This window comes from Nocardia sp. NPDC004860, from assembly GCF_040609015.1.
Taxonomy (GTDB): Bacteria; Actinomycetota; Actinomycetes; order Mycobacteriales; family Mycobacteriaceae; genus Nocardia.
Map to the genome: position 1 here is coordinate 896,522 of NZ_JBEXJI010000001.1, position 13,523 is coordinate 910,044.

Sequence of the window (13,523 nt, forward strand, 5' to 3'; positions counted from 1 at the left end):
CCGCTCCCGGATTTACCTGTGCATTCATTCGAATGAGTCTCCGGGAACGAATTGGAAAGCAATCGATACCCAATCTATTCGCCTCTCGCATTCATCGAATTTCGACATTGATCGACCACTGATGTGGCCCGCGCCATCACATTTTTAACCAACCGCTCGGTACGAGATATTGCCTCGCTACCTCGGCTCGTCCGCCGGGCCCGCCCGCGCGACCGCGCGCACGTCCCGCTCCCCCAGTGGGCCCAGCGATACCCGCCCGGCAACCGTCACCGTCACGTCCCAGCCCAGCACCACGCATCCGGCCGGTCGCACGCCCATCCGGCCCGCGATGGCCGCAGCCCGGCCGCACGCGACGGAGACGCCGCCATCCAGGGCACCGGCGGCGGCCAGCGCACTCAGATCGGCTGCGGCCTGCACCCGGTGCCGGGCCGCCACCGCCACTCCGACCTGGGCAATCAGGACCGCGACCGCCAGCAGGCCGACCAGGGCCAGGCATGCGGTGACGGTCGCGCCACCCGCCTCGCTCCCGGCCCGATCCATGGTCGTGCGCTTCATCGGAATGCCTCGGGTTCCCGCGCCGCCACCGCCGCCGCGTGCAGGGTGACCGGAACAAGGGTGGCGCGGACACGCACCTCGGCCACGACCAGATCGCCCTCGGTACGGACGACGACCCGGGCACCGGTCGGTGCGACCCGGCGGGCGGTGGCGACGCCGACGTCGGTGTCACCGCGAGCGGCGAGACGGGCCGCCTCGCGGGCGGCATCGACACAACGCACCTGCGCCGACACCGCCAGCAGGGCGCCGACGCCCAGGACCAGGACCGCGACGAGGGCGGCCAGCGCTATGGCCGCCTCCACGGTCGCCATGCCCGCCTCGGCATGATGAGGTGGTGTGGCATACGTCACTTGACGGGAGTCTTCAGCGCCTTGTCGATGATGTTGGTCAGGGCGCTCACAATGCTGTCGCCGGTCACGACGGTGTACAGCACCGCCCCGAAGGCGGCGGCCGCGATCGTCCCGATCGCGTATTCGGCGGTGCTCATCCCGTGGTCCGCGGTCACGGCGTGCAGCAGCCGGGTCCGCAGTTTCCAGAGCAGGTTTCGGACGGTCGTTCCCATGGTCGCTCCTTCCCTCGCTCCGGCACGGCCGATCCGCACCGGCACAGTCGTGAACCTCGCGGCCGCCGACGGTCACAGCAGACCGCCTTCCAGCACCCGGCCCGCCAGGCCGATCACCACCGGGACGATTCCCAGGCACAGGAAGGCGGGCAGGAAGCAGAGACCGAGCGGGCCGCCCATCAGCACCCCGGCCCGCTCGGCCCGGGCCGCGGCCACATCCTCGAGCTCGCCCCGGCGGCGCTCCGCCAATTCGGCCACGGCCGTGGCCAATCCGGTTCCCGAGCGCGCCGAGCGGCGGGCCAGCCGCGCCAGTGCTGTCACCATCTCCTCGGCGGAGCCGGCCGTGGCCTGCTCCCACGCGGCGGCCGGATCCGCGCCCAGCGCCAGTAGGTCGGCAACCCGGCGCAGCACCGAGGCCAGTGGATCGGGAGCCTCGGCCGCGACGGCCGCGGCAGCGGCGGCGGTGGGCAGCCCGGCGCGCAGGCACGCCGCCAGCAGATCGAGGGCGGAGGCGACCCCGAGCGGATCCGGCTCGGCCCGGAACTCCGGTTGCGGCAATGGATTACCGCGCACCGGGTCCCGCAGTCGGCGCAGCCGCCGGACCGCACCGGTCCGGCCCGGCATCATGAGCACCGCGATAGCCGCCAGCACCGCGGCCACGGACGGAGTCATCGCAGCACCTTGCCGGTGATGGCATCGGCCCACAGCAGACCGGCGCAGGTCAGGGCGGACCCCAGAGGCAGCAGCAACGTGCCCGCCGAGGACAGCAACAGCACACGCAACGGGGACGCACCCATCAGCTCGCCCAGGCCGAGGCCGAGCAGGGGCAGCAGGGCCAGCACCACCGCGGTCGCCCGGGCCCCGGCCAGCGCCGCGGACGTGCGGTCGCGGAAGCGCTTGCGGCCCAGCAGATCCGAACGTGCGGCGGCCAGCAGCTCGGCCAGGGCGAGCCCGTGCCGCTCGGCCACCCGCCAGGCCCCGGCCACTCGGCACAATTCCCGCGCCACCACCGAGCCGGGACGCCGCAGGCCCTCCGCGCCGGACCCGCCCAACCGGCTCCGCGCCGCGCTGACCGCGAAGGCCCGTGCCACGTCGCCCGCGGTCTCACGGGCCGCCACCTGGGCCGCGGCGCTCGGATGTGCGCCGATCCGCAGCTCCCCGATCACCGCCTCCAGCCCCTCGAGCAACTGCGTGATCTCGATGCCCCGCTGCCGTTCTCGCCTCGTGCGGCGGCATCGAATCAGGACGGTGGTCGCCAGCAGTGCCGCGGCCACCACCGGCCCGGGGCCGATGAGGAGCATCAGGGGCACCGCCGACAACGGCGCAATGCGAATCATCCAGCCGCGCCCGGCCTTTCGCCCGCACTCGCGAAGCTTGAACAGCCGAGACATGCGCCGCCGAGCGATCGGCGGAGGCACCACGAGCAGCGCCAGCGCGAGGCAGACCGAGGCGAGCGCGTGCGGGCCGAAGCCGGATCCCATCAGTCGCTCCCGGACTGCTTCGAGCCCGGATCATCCTCGGCGCCAATCGAATCGGCGATACTCGGCTGGCAACCGCCATCGCGCCGCGCCAACCGCAATCCCGCGAACCGCGAGCCACGTATCCCGAACGTAGCGCAGCACAAGCTATCCGAGTCGGCGTTGGAGGGCGGAGTCGAACCGCGGAACGGCGAATTCGACCGGGGCCGAGGACAACCGCACGAGCCCGGGCAGTCTTCACTCGCGGGGATCATCTGGAGTCCTTTCGTCGAGGAGTTTCCTGAGGAGCACAGCGCCCGGGGTCGGACGGGTGTCCGCGGTCCATGCGGGTGCGATCCGCACCCGGCCGTCGACCGGGGTGACCACGCCGATTTCGCGGAGCGCGCGACGGCCGTCGGGCCGGCGGTGGACGTGCAGGATCACTTGGATCGCGGCGGCCAGCTGGCTGTGCAGGGCGGGCGCGGGCATACCGCCCAGGGCCGCGAGCGCCTCCAGCCGGGCCGGGACCTCGCCGGGCGAGTTGGCGTGCACGGTCCCCGCCCCACCGTCGTGGCCGGTATTGAGCGCGGTCAGCAGATCGACGACCTCGGCGCCCCGAACCTCACCCACCACAATGCGATCCGGGCGCATACGGAGCGCCTGGCGCACCAGATCGCGCACGGTGATCTGGCCCGCGCCCTCGACATTGGCGGGGCGGGCGACCAGGCGGACCACATGCGGATGCGGTGGTGCGAGCTCGGCCGCGTCCTCGACGCAGACGATCCGCTCGGCGGGGGCCACCTTGGCCAGCAGGCCCGACAGCAGTGTGGTCTTCCCCGCGCCGGTGCCACCGACCACCAGGAAGGCGAGCCGGGCACGAATGATGTGCTCCAGCAGGAGCTTCGCGTCCGGTGGCACCGCACCGGCCGCGGCCAGCGCGTCCAGACCCTGGGTGGCGGGGCGCAGCACGCGCAGCGACAGGCAGGTGCCGCCATGCGCGATCGGCGACAGCACCGCGTGCAACCGCACTCCGAAGGAATCCCCCGATGCCGCTTCGGTTCCCGCCAGCCGGCCGTCCACCCACGGCTGCGCATCATCCAGCCGCCGCCCGGCCGCCAGGGCCAATCGCTGCGCCAGCCGCCGCACCGCCGCCTCGTCCGGAAACCGCACCGCGGTACGCCGCAGGCCCCGACCCCGATCGACCCACACCGAATCCGGCCCGGTGACCAGCACATCGGCCACCTCGGGGTCGTGCAGCAGCGGCTCCAGCACGCCCGCGCCGGTCATCTCGGTCTGCAGCAATCGCAAGGCCCGCAACAGATCCGTGTCCGCGAGCACCCCGCCCGCCTCGGCGCGAATGGCCGCCGCCACCCGCGCCGGATCCGGATCCGCCGTCCCTTCCGCCAGCCGCTCCCGCACCCGCTCCAGCAGTTCGGTCGTCACCAGCTCACTCATTTCCGGGCTCCCGCAGGTGCCGGCAGCGGAGAACCGCAGGTCGAACCGTGCGCGCGGGCGATGCGCCACCACGAGGGACCCGGGCCGCCGGGAGGACGGCCGTAGCGGGGACTCTCGGAAAACAGTGCGGTCAAAGCGGTTTCGGCGGCGGTGCGAAGCGGACCGCGCCGCCGGACGGTCAGGCCCCCGCGTTCCAGGCGCTCGGTCAGGCCCGGCTGCGACGGGACCGCGGTGAGCAGCGGCAGAGCGAGCGCCTCGGCAATTTCGGACGGGGCGAGGCCACCGGGCGCGGGGCCCCGGACGATCAAGCGCACATTCGGATTTCGCGCGGTCAGGTAGGTCGCGGCGGATTCGGCCGCGGCGATCGAGCGCAGGCGTGCCTGGGTCACCAGCACCACCAGATCGGCCACATCGAGAACCTGGTCGGTGTGCGGTCCGTGGTCGCTGGACAGGTCCGCGACCACGAGATCACCGGCCGCCCGGCCGCCCTCGAGGACGGCTCGCACCGCGGCGGGCGCGAGTGCCGCCGCCACCGATCCGTCGGTACGGCTCAACTCGGCCGCATGGTCACCGGTCGCACCGGAGAGCTCCTGTGGACCGAAGACAGCGACGCCGCGGTCGATCACGCAAGACGAAGGCCTGTCGAGGTCCGTTGCGAGCGAGGACGTTCCGTCCGAACCAGGCGGGCCGGGATGAAGCATCGGTACGGGCTGCGCGTGGGAGGCGGCACCGCCGACGGAGCTGCGCCCAGAGGCAATCGGGTCCGCGCTCGGCGAGAGCGCGCCGAGTTCGGTTGCGGGAGCACCCCTTCCGCAAGAGAGCACGGCCAACCCCGCGGTGGCGGGCAGCGCCTCGTGCAGAGCGGGGGCGGAAACGCGGCCGTGTTCGATGGTGAGGTCGGGCCAGCGCAGCCCAGGCGCTCGCTCCAGGCCGAGGAGGAGGTCGAGGCCGCCACCGTAGGGAGCGCAGTCGACCAGCAGGGTGCGGTCGCGGAAACGGCCTGCGGCCGTGAGGGCTACGGCGGCGGCCAGCACGGAGGCGCCGGATCCCGCGCCCGCGCCGGCCACCGCGAGGACCGCGCCGTCGCCGGGGCGCCGGCGGTCATGGGCGGCGAAGGCGGCGATCAGGGCGTCGGCTGCGGCGGGCAGGGGCAGCACCTGTTCGGCACCGGCCGCGGTGGCGGCCTGCCAATCGAGCAAACCCGGCTCGCCGTCGGTCACCAGGAGAATCCCCGGGCGGCGGGGGTGGGCGGCGGACGCACAGCTATGTGCGGCAGCGGTATCGACGATGATCACGGACGCATTGGTCCAGGCGTGGCGGCCCGGCGGCGGCACGCGCTCGTCGAGCGGGCGGTCGGCCGCGGCGGCGATGCGGCGAATCTCGTCACGCAGGCGGGGATCGGCGACCAGCGACAGGGCCGGTGGGGTGGCGGCATCGGAGTTCATGCAGGTCAGCGTCGCCCGATCGGAGCAGCGGCGAAAGCGCCTCCACGGCGAGTGTGGATAACACGCGGCCTGTGCAGAACTCTGGGAGCGGGAACGGATCCGGAACTGTCCGTAAATAGAGGACGGCCCCAGCCGGGGGGGGAGGAGGCTGGGGCCGTCGGGTTCAGCCCCGGGGGGTCGGGCTGAACGCGCCTGGACCATGTCCAGGTATCTGCGATACTACACCCAAGCCCCGACCGGATTGCAAGTCCGCCCGGCGAGTCTTTTTGCCGCCCCGACGGCTCGGCTTCCCCCTGGCTAACCCGGATGAACCGGGTCTCGCGGTGACCCTCGCCACGCCTGCGGCGGAGGCGAATGAAATGGCGCGACGCAGAACCATATCCTGGACGACGTGACAGCCGAACGCGGACGAGTCGCCGCCTTCTTCGATCTCGACAAGACGGTGATCGCCAGGTCGAGCGCCTTCGTGTTCAGCAAGCCGTTCCTGGACCAGGGACTGCTCAGCCGGCGGGCCGTGCTGGAGAGCAGCTACGCCCACTTCCTGTTCCTGCTGTCCGGCGCCGATCACGATCAGATGGAGCGCATGCGCGAGCATCTGACCAAGATGTGCGCGGGCTGGGACGTGGACCAGGTGCGCTCGATCGTCGCCGAGACCCTGCACGACATCGTGGACCCGCTGATCTACGCCGAGGCCGCGGATCTCATTGCGGACCACCGGATCCGAGGCCACGACGTGGTGATCGTCTCGGCCTCCGGCGAGGAGATGGTGGCCCCGATCGCCGCGGCGCTCGGGGCGGACCACTTCGCCGCCACCCGCATGGTCATCAAAAACGGAAGGTACGCGGGCGAAGTCGAGTTCTACTGCTACGGCCCGGGCAAGGTCGAGGCCATCGAAAAGCTTGCGGCACAATACGATTACGACCTGTCGCGCTGTTACGCCTACTCCGACTCGGTCACCGATCTGCCCATGCTCGAGGTGGTGGGCCACCCCACGGCGGTGAATCCGGATCGGGGCCTGCGGCGCGAGGCCACCACCCGTGGCTGGCCGATTCTCGCCTTCTCCAATCCGGTGTCGCTGTGGGCGCGGATCCCGGCTCCGACCACCACCACGGTGGCCGCGACCGCCGCGGTCGGGCTCAGCGCGCTGGCGGCCGGAGCGCTCACCTACCGGCTGCTGCGGCGCCGCCGCTGACGCCGACCGCCAGAATCGCCCGGATGAAAAATGGCGGGACACGCCGAGTTTTTGAAAGTTTCCGCAGGTCTTGATGTGATGGCGGTCACGGGGTAACAATGGAGGCACGGAAGGACGGAAGGCCAAGATCGGATCGGAAGAGAAGATTCGACCTCCCATCCCACCCTTCCCAGCACGGACACCAGGCACCCACGCGGAGCACGCCGCGACAAGGGCAACAGTAGTTGTGGGCCTGCGTTATCCAGGATATCGACGGCAAGGGCCCCGCAATCAATGCGGGGATGAACCGCTGGATCCTGGAGAGCTCGCCGAGGCCGAAGAAAACACAACCAGAAAAGCACGCTTGGTAACCGGGTAGTCCGTGCTAGCGGGCGGTGAGGTCGCAATTCGCGACAACGCCGCCCGCTTTGACGTGTATGGACCCCGGAACCCCTTGGCGTACAGGCAGTTTCGCGATCAGGGGGCTTACCCCGAGGCGGCATCCGCAATCGAGCGGGCCTCGCGGGCGCCGTCTTCCAGGGCGCCACAGGTGAAGATCACCCAGCCGCCGACGCCTTCCGCGGTTCCCATGCCGAAGGCGGCCGCGGCGTCGAGGTAGGCCTGGCGGCGGCGGAGCCAGAAGACTTCGGGGACGCCGAGGCTGTGCGGGTCCAGGCCACTGGACACGGCGACCAAGCGGGAGGCGGCCCGGGCGACGATGCCGTCGGCGGTGCCGAAGGGCCGCAGGGAGAGCAGTTCGCCGTGAACGACTGCCGCGATCACCGGGGCGGGGGCCTTCGTACCGGTAATGGTCTGGACCAGTAGGTCCAGGCGTTCGGCGACGCCGGGAACATTGCGGGGGCGGCCCAGCTGCTCTTCGTCGTCGACCATGTCGGCGGCGGCGAGCAGGTGCAGGCGGGCGAGAGCCTGGAGCGGGGCGCGCTGCCAGACGCCGACCAGGTTGGTGAGGGCCTCGGCGTCGAGGGCCTGGCCGACGCGCAGCGAGCCGGCCAGGATCGGGTCGTCGACGCGGCCGTCGGCGGGGAGGTCGATGGTGCCGCCGTCGATGGCGGCGGAGGAGCGGGCCGCGCGGACGGCGGCCTCGGCGGCGGTGGTGGGCCAGCCGCGGCGGTTCGCCCGGTGGCGATGCACCTCGGCGAGGGCGTCACGGGCCTTGTCGGCGGCATCGCGCACGCCGGGCAGGTCGACGAGGGGCTGCAGCGGGTCGGTCACGAGGTACGAGGCTACTGCCGGGTATCGGATTGCCCGCCGACACCCGGTCGGTCATCCCGCGAGCAGGTCGCGCCCGGGGATGGCGTCGAGGAGGCGGCGGGTGTATTCGGACTGCGGATTCTCGAACACCTCGGTGGTGGATGCGGCCTCGACCACCCTGCCCTGCTGCATGACCAGCACGTCGTCCGCGATCTGGCGGACCACGGCCAGGTCGTGGGTGATGAACAGGTAGGTGAGGCCGAGATCGGCCTGTAGCTCGTTGAGCAGCTGCAGGATCTGGGCCTGCACCAGCACGTCGAGGGCCGAGACGGCCTCGTCGCAGACCACCAGCTCCGGGGAGAGCGCCAGGGCCCGGGCGATGGCCACGCGCTGGCGCTGGCCGCCGGAGAGCTCGTTGGGGTAGCGGCGCATGACCGAGGCCGGGAGCGAAACCTTGTCGAGCAGATCGCGCACGGTGGCCTCGCGCTCGGCCGGCGTGCCGAGGCGATGGGTGCGCAGCGGCTCCTCGATGGTCCGGTAGATGGAGTACATCGGGTCGAGGGACCCGTACGGGTCCTGGAACACGGGTTGCACGCGGCGGCGGAAAGCGAAGGCCGCCTTGGCATCCAGGGTCGCCACCTCGCGACCGTCGAAGGTGACGCGACCGGCGGTGGGCGGCAACAGGCCCAGCACCATCTGTGCCACCGTGGATTTGCCCGAACCGGATTCGCCGACGATCGCGGTGGTGGTGCCGCGCCGCAGGGTGAACGAGACATCGTCCACCGCAACGAGTTCGGAGGATCGCCACGGCGCGTTGCCGCGAATGCGGAACACCCGCGTCAGGTGGTCCGCGACGAGCAGATCGTCGGGGGCACTGGCGAATTCGGCGTCGGTCTCGGCCAGCTGCCCGGCGACCTGCACGGCTTGCTCCCGCACCTCGGCCCGCTTGCGCACCGAGGACAGCCGCTGCGAGGCCAGCGAGGGCGCGGAGTTCACCAGCTTCTTGGTGTACAGGTGCTGGGGTTCGCGCAGGATCTGCAGGGCCGGACCGGATTCCACCACGCGGCCGCGGTACATGACGACCAGGTGTTCGGCCCGTTCGGCGGCCAGGCCCAGGTCGTGGGTGATGAGCAGGACCGCGGTGCCGAGTTCGGTGGTCAGGCCGTCGAGGTGGTCGAGGATCTGGCGCTGCACGGTGACGTCGAGCGCCGAGGTGGGTTCGTCGGCGATGAGCAGTTTCGGCCGGCAGGACAGGCCGATGGCGATGAGTGCGCGCTGGCGCATGCCGCCGGAGAATTCGTGGGGGTACTGGTTGACGCGGCGTTCGGCATCGGGCATGCCGGCCTCGGCGAGCAGTTCGACGGCCCGCTGCCGGGCGGCCCGGCCCTTGGCAACGCCGTTGGCCTCCAGGGTTTCCCGGATCTGGAATCCGACCTTCCACACCGGGTTCAGGTTGGACATGGGGTCCTGCGGCACGAACCCGATACCTCGCCCGCGCACTCCGACGATCTCGCGGCCGGTGGCCTTCGACAGGTCCTTGCCGTCGAAGAGCACCGAGCCGGAGGTGATCCGGCCGGTGCCGGGCAGCAGGTCGATGATGGCGTGCGCGGTGGTCGATTTGCCGGATCCGGATTCGCCGACGATGGCGACCGTCTGCCCCGGATACACGGTCAGGCTCACCCCGCGCACCGCCGGGATCTCGCGCCGGTCGGCGGTGAAGGCCACGTTCAGATCGCGGACCTCGAGCAGTGGTTCGGTCATGGCGCTCACCTCTTGCGGGCCTTGGGGTCGAAGGCGTCGCGCACGGCGTCGCCGAGCATGATGAAGCTGAGCACGGTCAGCGCGAGCGCGGTGGCCGGGTAGAACAGGATGGCCGAGGTGCGAATCTCCTTCTGGTCCACGGCGATATCCGATCCCCACGACACGGTCTGCCGGGTGAGCCCGACGCCCAGATACGACAGCGTCGCCTCCGTGACGATGAAGACGCCCAGCGCGATGGTGCTCACCACGATGAGCGGCCCGGCCGAGTTGGGCAGCACGTGCCGCACCAGCGTCCGGAATCGCGAGACGCCCAGGGCCTTTGCCGCCGTGACGTACTCGCTGTTCTTCGACTCGATCACCGCGCCGCGCACGATGCGCGCGGCCTGCGGCCAGCTGAACGAGGCCAGCGTGAGCATGACCGTCCACACCGTGCGCGAGGCGAGCAGCTGCATGAGCACGATGGAGGCCAGCATCAGCGGCAGCGCGTAGAACACCTCCGAGATGCGCGATACCACCGAATCCAGCAGCCCGCCGTAGTATCCGGCGATCGCACCCAGGGTGCCGCCGATGAGCACGTACATCAGCGTCGCGCCGACACCGGTCACCACCGAGGCGCGGGCGCCGTAGATGGTGCGGGTGTAGATGTCGCAGCCCTGCTTGTCGAAACCGAACCAGTGTGCCCCGGACGGCTTCTGCATGCTGAAATCGCCGTTGCAGTAACGCGGATCCTGGCCGGTGAACAGCTGCGGCCACACGGCGACCAGCACCACCAGCACGATCAGCACCGCCGCCGCGAGGAATATGGGATTGCGCCGTAGCTGCCGCCAGGCGTCCCGCCACACGCTGGTGGGGGCGGCGGTCTCGTCCAGGGTGTCGGTGGCCAGGACCTGGACCTCGTCCGGTGGCGCCACGAAATGCTCCTGGCCACGGCGCATTTCGCGGACCGCGGGTTGCCGGCTGTCGCGGGCCTCGGGTTCAGGCATAGCGGATCCTCGGGTCGAGGGCGGCGTAGAGCAGGTCGACGATCAGGTTGGACAGCAACAGGATCACGATCAGCACCGTCACGAAGGCGACCACCGTGGGCGGTTCCCCGCGCGTAATGGCCTGGTAGAGCGTGCCGCCGACGCCCGGGATATTGAAGATGCCCTCGGTGACCACCGCGCCGCCGAGCAGGAAGCCCAGATCGGTGCCGAGGAAGGTGACAACCGGGATCATCGAGTTGCGCAGGATGTGCACCACGATCACCCGCCTGCGGCTCAGTCCCTTGGCGGTAGCGGTGCGCACGAAGTCGGCGGTCATGTTCTCCGCCACCGCGTTCCGAGTCAGCCGCAACACGTAGGCGAACGACAGCGACGCGAGCACGAACGCCGGTACCAGCAGATCCGTGAAGCTCGCCTTCGCCCCGACGGTCACCGGCGCGATGCCCCACTTCACGCCGAGCAGGAACTGCGCGAGGAAGCCCACCACGAAGATCGGCACCGCGATGATCACCAGGCTGAGCACCAGCATGGTGGAGTCGAAGAGCTTGCCCTTGCGCAGACCCGCGATCAGCCCGAACGTCACGCCGAAGACCGCCTCGATGCAGACCGCCATGACGGAGAGCCGGAAGGTGATCGGGAACGCGCGGGCGAGTTCCTCGCGCACCGGCCGCCCCGAGAAGGACGTCCCGAAGTCCAGCGTGACAATGCCTTTCAGGTACTCCAGGTATTGGATGAAGAACGGCTGATCCAGGTGGTAGCGAGCGCGCAGGGACGCCTCCACCGCCGGGGTCATCTGCCGGTCCCCGGCGAGCGCCTGGATGGGGTCGCCGGGGATCAGGAAGACCATCGCGTAGATGAGCAGCGTCGCCCCGAAGAAGACCGGGATCATCTGGAGCAGCCGCCGCACGACGTACCACACCATGCCGGGCTACTTCTCGATGTTCTCGAAGTCGAACAGCCCCGACCAGGAGACGGGCGCCTGCTTCACCTTGTCCGAGCGCCCGGCCGCGACGTTGTAGTCGAAGATCGGGATATCGGCCATGTCCCGGAACAGCACGGTCTGCGCCTGCGCGATGCCGTCATACGCCTGTTCGGGTGTGGCGGCGGCGAGGGCGCTGTTGAGCAACCGGTCGAATTCCGGGCTCTTGTAGTGCACGTCATTGGTTTCCGAGGTGCTCAGGAACAGCGCGGTCAGGTATTCGAACATGGACGGGTAGTCGCCCTGCCAGCCGTAGCGGAACGCCTTGCCCACGTTCTCGTGCACGATCTCGTCGCGAATGTTCTTGAACGTCGGGTAGGGCGCGCCGACCGCGTCGATGCCGAGGGTGTTCTTGATGCTGTTCGCGGTGGCCTCGATCCAGGCCTGATGACCGCCGTCGGAGTTGTAGGCGATCTGGAAGGTGCCCGACCACGGCGAGATGGCGTTGGCCTGCGCCCACAGCTTCTTGGCCTCGTCCGGATTGAACTTGAGCACTTCGGAACCCGGCAGGCCGGCGCGGAAACCGGGCAGGGTGAAGGCGGTGAAGTCCTGGCAGGGGACGCGGGTGTTGTGGAAGATGTTGGCGGCGATCTGTTCCCGGTTGATGGCCATCGAAATCGCCTTGCGCCGCAACACTCCCTCTGGTCCGGCGAAGTGGGCGACATTGGGCTGGATGCCGATGTGCTGGCTGTAGGCGATGGGCTTGTGGATGGCCCGGTCGCCCAGGTCCTTCTCGTAGGTGGCCAGCGCGGTATCCGGGATCACGTCCAGGCCGTCCAGATTGCCCTGGAGCAGGTCGGCGTACGCGGTGTCCATGTTCGCGTACATCTTGAAGCGCAGGCCCTTGTTCCTGGCGGGCCGCCCGCCCTTGTAGTCCGGATTGGGCACCACGTCGATCTGCACATTGTGCTGCCAGGCACCGGCACCGGCGAACTTGTAGGGGCCGTTGCCGATCGGGTTCTCGCCGAAGGCCTTCATGTCCTTGTAGGCCACGGCGGGCAGCGGATAGAACGGCGCGAAGCCGAGTTCCAGCTCGAAGTCGATGGACGGCTGTTCGAGGTCGACGGTGAAGGTGTGGTCGTCGACCACCTTCAGGCCCGACATGGTCTGCGCCTTGGGCGGATTCGCCGCGACGTCGCCGTAGCCGACGATGGGGGTGAAGACCCAGTTCTGCAGTTGCGCGTTGGTGCCCAGGGCGCCGTAATTCCACGCGTCCACAAAGGATTTCGAGGTCACCGCGGTGCCGTCGGTGAACGTCCAGTCCGGCTTGATGGTGATGGTGTAGTGCTGGCGGTCCGGCGTGACGATGGACTGCGCCATCTCGTCGTGCGGAGTGCCGTTGGCGTCGTAGTACTTCAGCCCCGCCCACAGCCGGTCGACCACGCGGCCGCCCATGTTCTCGTTGGTATTGGTGGGCACCAACGGATTCTGTGGTTCGGCGCCGTTCACGGTGACGTAGTCGGAATTGTTGTCCTCACCGGAGGAGCATGCGGTCAGGCTGAGGCTTGTGGCCAGTGCCGCCACGGCGAGCGCGGTGATCGTCTTGATTCGCAACGCGTTTCTCCCATCCCAGGAAACGGTCGGCCTCGGGTGAATCGGACATTAACGATCGCGGTCGATGTTGTCAGCGGATCGAAACGGGAATGTCCGGCTTGTTAGCAATCCGGCAACATGGGGCATCCGAATGCGAGACCCTACGTGACACAGTGCACAGCAGCGGGGACCTCGCGTTCACGGTTCGGTCATGCCGCCGATGGGAGCCTCGTCACGACCGCCCACCGATCGAGACGGCGAAACACGACGCAGGTCACAGTCGGTTAGGGTCGAACGTGGCCGCCGTCACCCCCACGCGGCCTGCATGCGAGAGAAGAAGAGACGAGATGACCGAAACCACCGCCGACCACCTGGATGCCTATCCGCCCAGCGCTGAGTTCGCGGCCGCCGCC

At 69.8% G+C, this 13,523-nt stretch carries 13 protein-coding genes; 1 reads left to right on the forward strand and 12 read right to left on the reverse strand.

Going from position 1 to position 13,523, the window contains the following annotated elements:
- Positions 1-177: 177 nt before the first annotated feature.
- The 7 genes from ABZV44_RS03880 to ssd form a co-directional block, all read right to left on the reverse strand.
- Complete coding sequence (locus ABZV44_RS03880) at positions 178-555, reverse strand: Rv3654c family TadE-like protein (RefSeq protein WP_354831544.1); 378 nt, start codon at positions 553-555, stop codon at positions 178-180.
- Positions 552-866 carry a TadE family type IV pilus minor pilin gene (locus tag ABZV44_RS03885; protein ID WP_354831687.1) on the reverse strand — a complete coding sequence of 105 codons (315 nt, stop codon included), beginning with the start codon at positions 864-866 and terminating at the stop codon, positions 552-554. Before ABZV44_RS03885 ends, ABZV44_RS03880 begins: the two co-directional genes overlap by 4 nt.
- A 35-nt stretch (positions 867-901) precedes the next feature.
- Positions 902-1,096, reverse strand: a complete 195-nt coding sequence (locus ABZV44_RS03890; RefSeq protein WP_354831689.1) for a DUF4244 domain-containing protein — start codon at positions 1,094-1,096, stop codon at positions 902-904.
- A 93-nt stretch (positions 1,097-1,189) separates the two neighbouring features.
- Entirely contained in the window at positions 1,190-1,789 is a 600-nt protein-coding gene (locus ABZV44_RS03895) for a type II secretion system F family protein (RefSeq protein ID WP_354831546.1), read from the reverse strand.
- A complete protein-coding gene (locus ABZV44_RS03900; RefSeq protein ID WP_354831549.1) occupies positions 1,786-2,598 on the reverse strand; it encodes a type II secretion system F family protein in 813 nt (270 codons plus the stop codon). Before ABZV44_RS03900 ends, ABZV44_RS03895 begins: the two co-directional genes overlap by 4 nt.
- 234 nt (positions 2,599-2,832) lie before the next feature.
- Complete coding sequence (locus ABZV44_RS03905; RefSeq protein WP_354831551.1) at positions 2,833-4,029, reverse strand: TadA family conjugal transfer-associated ATPase; 1,197 nt, start codon at positions 4,027-4,029, stop codon at positions 2,833-2,835.
- On the reverse strand, positions 4,026-5,474 hold the full coding sequence (gene ssd, locus ABZV44_RS03910) for a septum site-determining protein Ssd (RefSeq protein ID WP_354831554.1): 1,449 nt from the start codon (positions 5,472-5,474) through the stop codon (positions 4,026-4,028). The genes ABZV44_RS03905 and ssd overlap by 4 nt, the downstream gene beginning before the upstream one ends.
- A 382-nt stretch (positions 5,475-5,856) precedes the next feature.
- On the opposite strand from ssd, the gene ABZV44_RS03915 reads away from it, so the two are divergent.
- Positions 5,857-6,666, forward strand: coding sequence for an HAD-IB family hydrolase (locus ABZV44_RS03915; protein ID WP_354831692.1), 810 nt, complete (start codon positions 5,857-5,859; stop codon positions 6,664-6,666).
- A 465-nt stretch (positions 6,667-7,131) separates the two neighbouring features.
- Here ABZV44_RS03915 and ABZV44_RS03920 read toward each other — a convergent pair whose 3' ends face one another.
- Genes ABZV44_RS03920 through ABZV44_RS03940 form a run of 5 tightly spaced genes read right to left on the reverse strand, consistent with a single transcriptional unit; the run spans position 7,132 to position 13,125 of the window.
- Entirely contained in the window at positions 7,132-7,878 is a 747-nt protein-coding gene (locus ABZV44_RS03920; protein WP_354831556.1) for an oxidoreductase, read from the reverse strand.
- Positions 7,879-7,929: 51 nt separating this feature from the next.
- A complete protein-coding gene (locus ABZV44_RS03925; RefSeq protein WP_354831559.1) occupies positions 7,930-9,618 on the reverse strand; it encodes an ABC transporter ATP-binding protein in 1,689 nt (562 codons plus the stop codon).
- 5 nt (positions 9,619-9,623) lie between these two features.
- The gene (locus ABZV44_RS03930) at positions 9,624-10,601 is read right to left on the reverse strand and encodes an ABC transporter permease (RefSeq protein WP_354831562.1); all 978 of its coding nucleotides are present in this window, start codon (positions 10,599-10,601) and stop codon (positions 9,624-9,626) included.
- A complete protein-coding gene (locus ABZV44_RS03935; protein WP_354831564.1) occupies positions 10,594-11,520 on the reverse strand; it encodes an ABC transporter permease in 927 nt (308 codons plus the stop codon). The genes ABZV44_RS03930 and ABZV44_RS03935 overlap by 8 nt, the downstream gene beginning before the upstream one ends.
- A 6-nt stretch (positions 11,521-11,526) precedes the next feature.
- On the reverse strand, positions 11,527-13,125 hold the full coding sequence (locus tag ABZV44_RS03940; RefSeq protein ID WP_354831694.1) for an ABC transporter substrate-binding protein: 1,599 nt from the start codon (positions 13,123-13,125) through the stop codon (positions 11,527-11,529).
- Between the last annotated feature and the right edge of the window lie 398 nt (positions 13,126-13,523).

Coding starts and splice junctions, on each gene's coding strand:
- ABZV44_RS03880 (WP_354831544.1), bottom strand. CDS start 555: ATGAAGCGCACGACCATGGATCGGGCCGGGAGCGAGGCGGGTGGCGCG.
- ABZV44_RS03885 (WP_354831687.1), bottom strand. CDS start 866: ATGGCGACCGTGGAGGCGGCCATAGCGCTGGCCGCCCTCGTCGCGGTC.
- ABZV44_RS03895 (WP_354831546.1), bottom strand. CDS start 1,789: ATGACTCCGTCCGTGGCCGCGGTGCTGGCGGCTATCGCGGTGCTCATG.
- ABZV44_RS03900 (WP_354831549.1), bottom strand. CDS start 2,598: ATGGGATCCGGCTTCGGCCCGCACGCGCTCGCCTCGGTCTGCCTCGCG.
- ABZV44_RS03905 (WP_354831551.1), bottom strand. CDS start 4,029: ATGAGTGAGCTGGTGACGACCGAACTGCTGGAGCGGGTGCGGGAGCGG.
- ssd (WP_354831554.1), bottom strand. CDS start 5,474: ATGAACTCCGATGCCGCCACCCCACCGGCCCTGTCGCTGGTCGCCGAT.
- ABZV44_RS03925 (WP_354831559.1), bottom strand. CDS start 9,618: ATGACCGAACCACTGCTCGAGGTCCGCGATCTGAACGTGGCCTTCACC.
- ABZV44_RS03930 (WP_354831562.1), bottom strand. CDS start 10,601: ATGCCTGAACCCGAGGCCCGCGACAGCCGGCAACCCGCGGTCCGCGAA.
- ABZV44_RS03935 (WP_354831564.1), bottom strand. CDS start 11,520: ATGGTGTGGTACGTCGTGCGGCGGCTGCTCCAGATGATCCCGGTCTTC.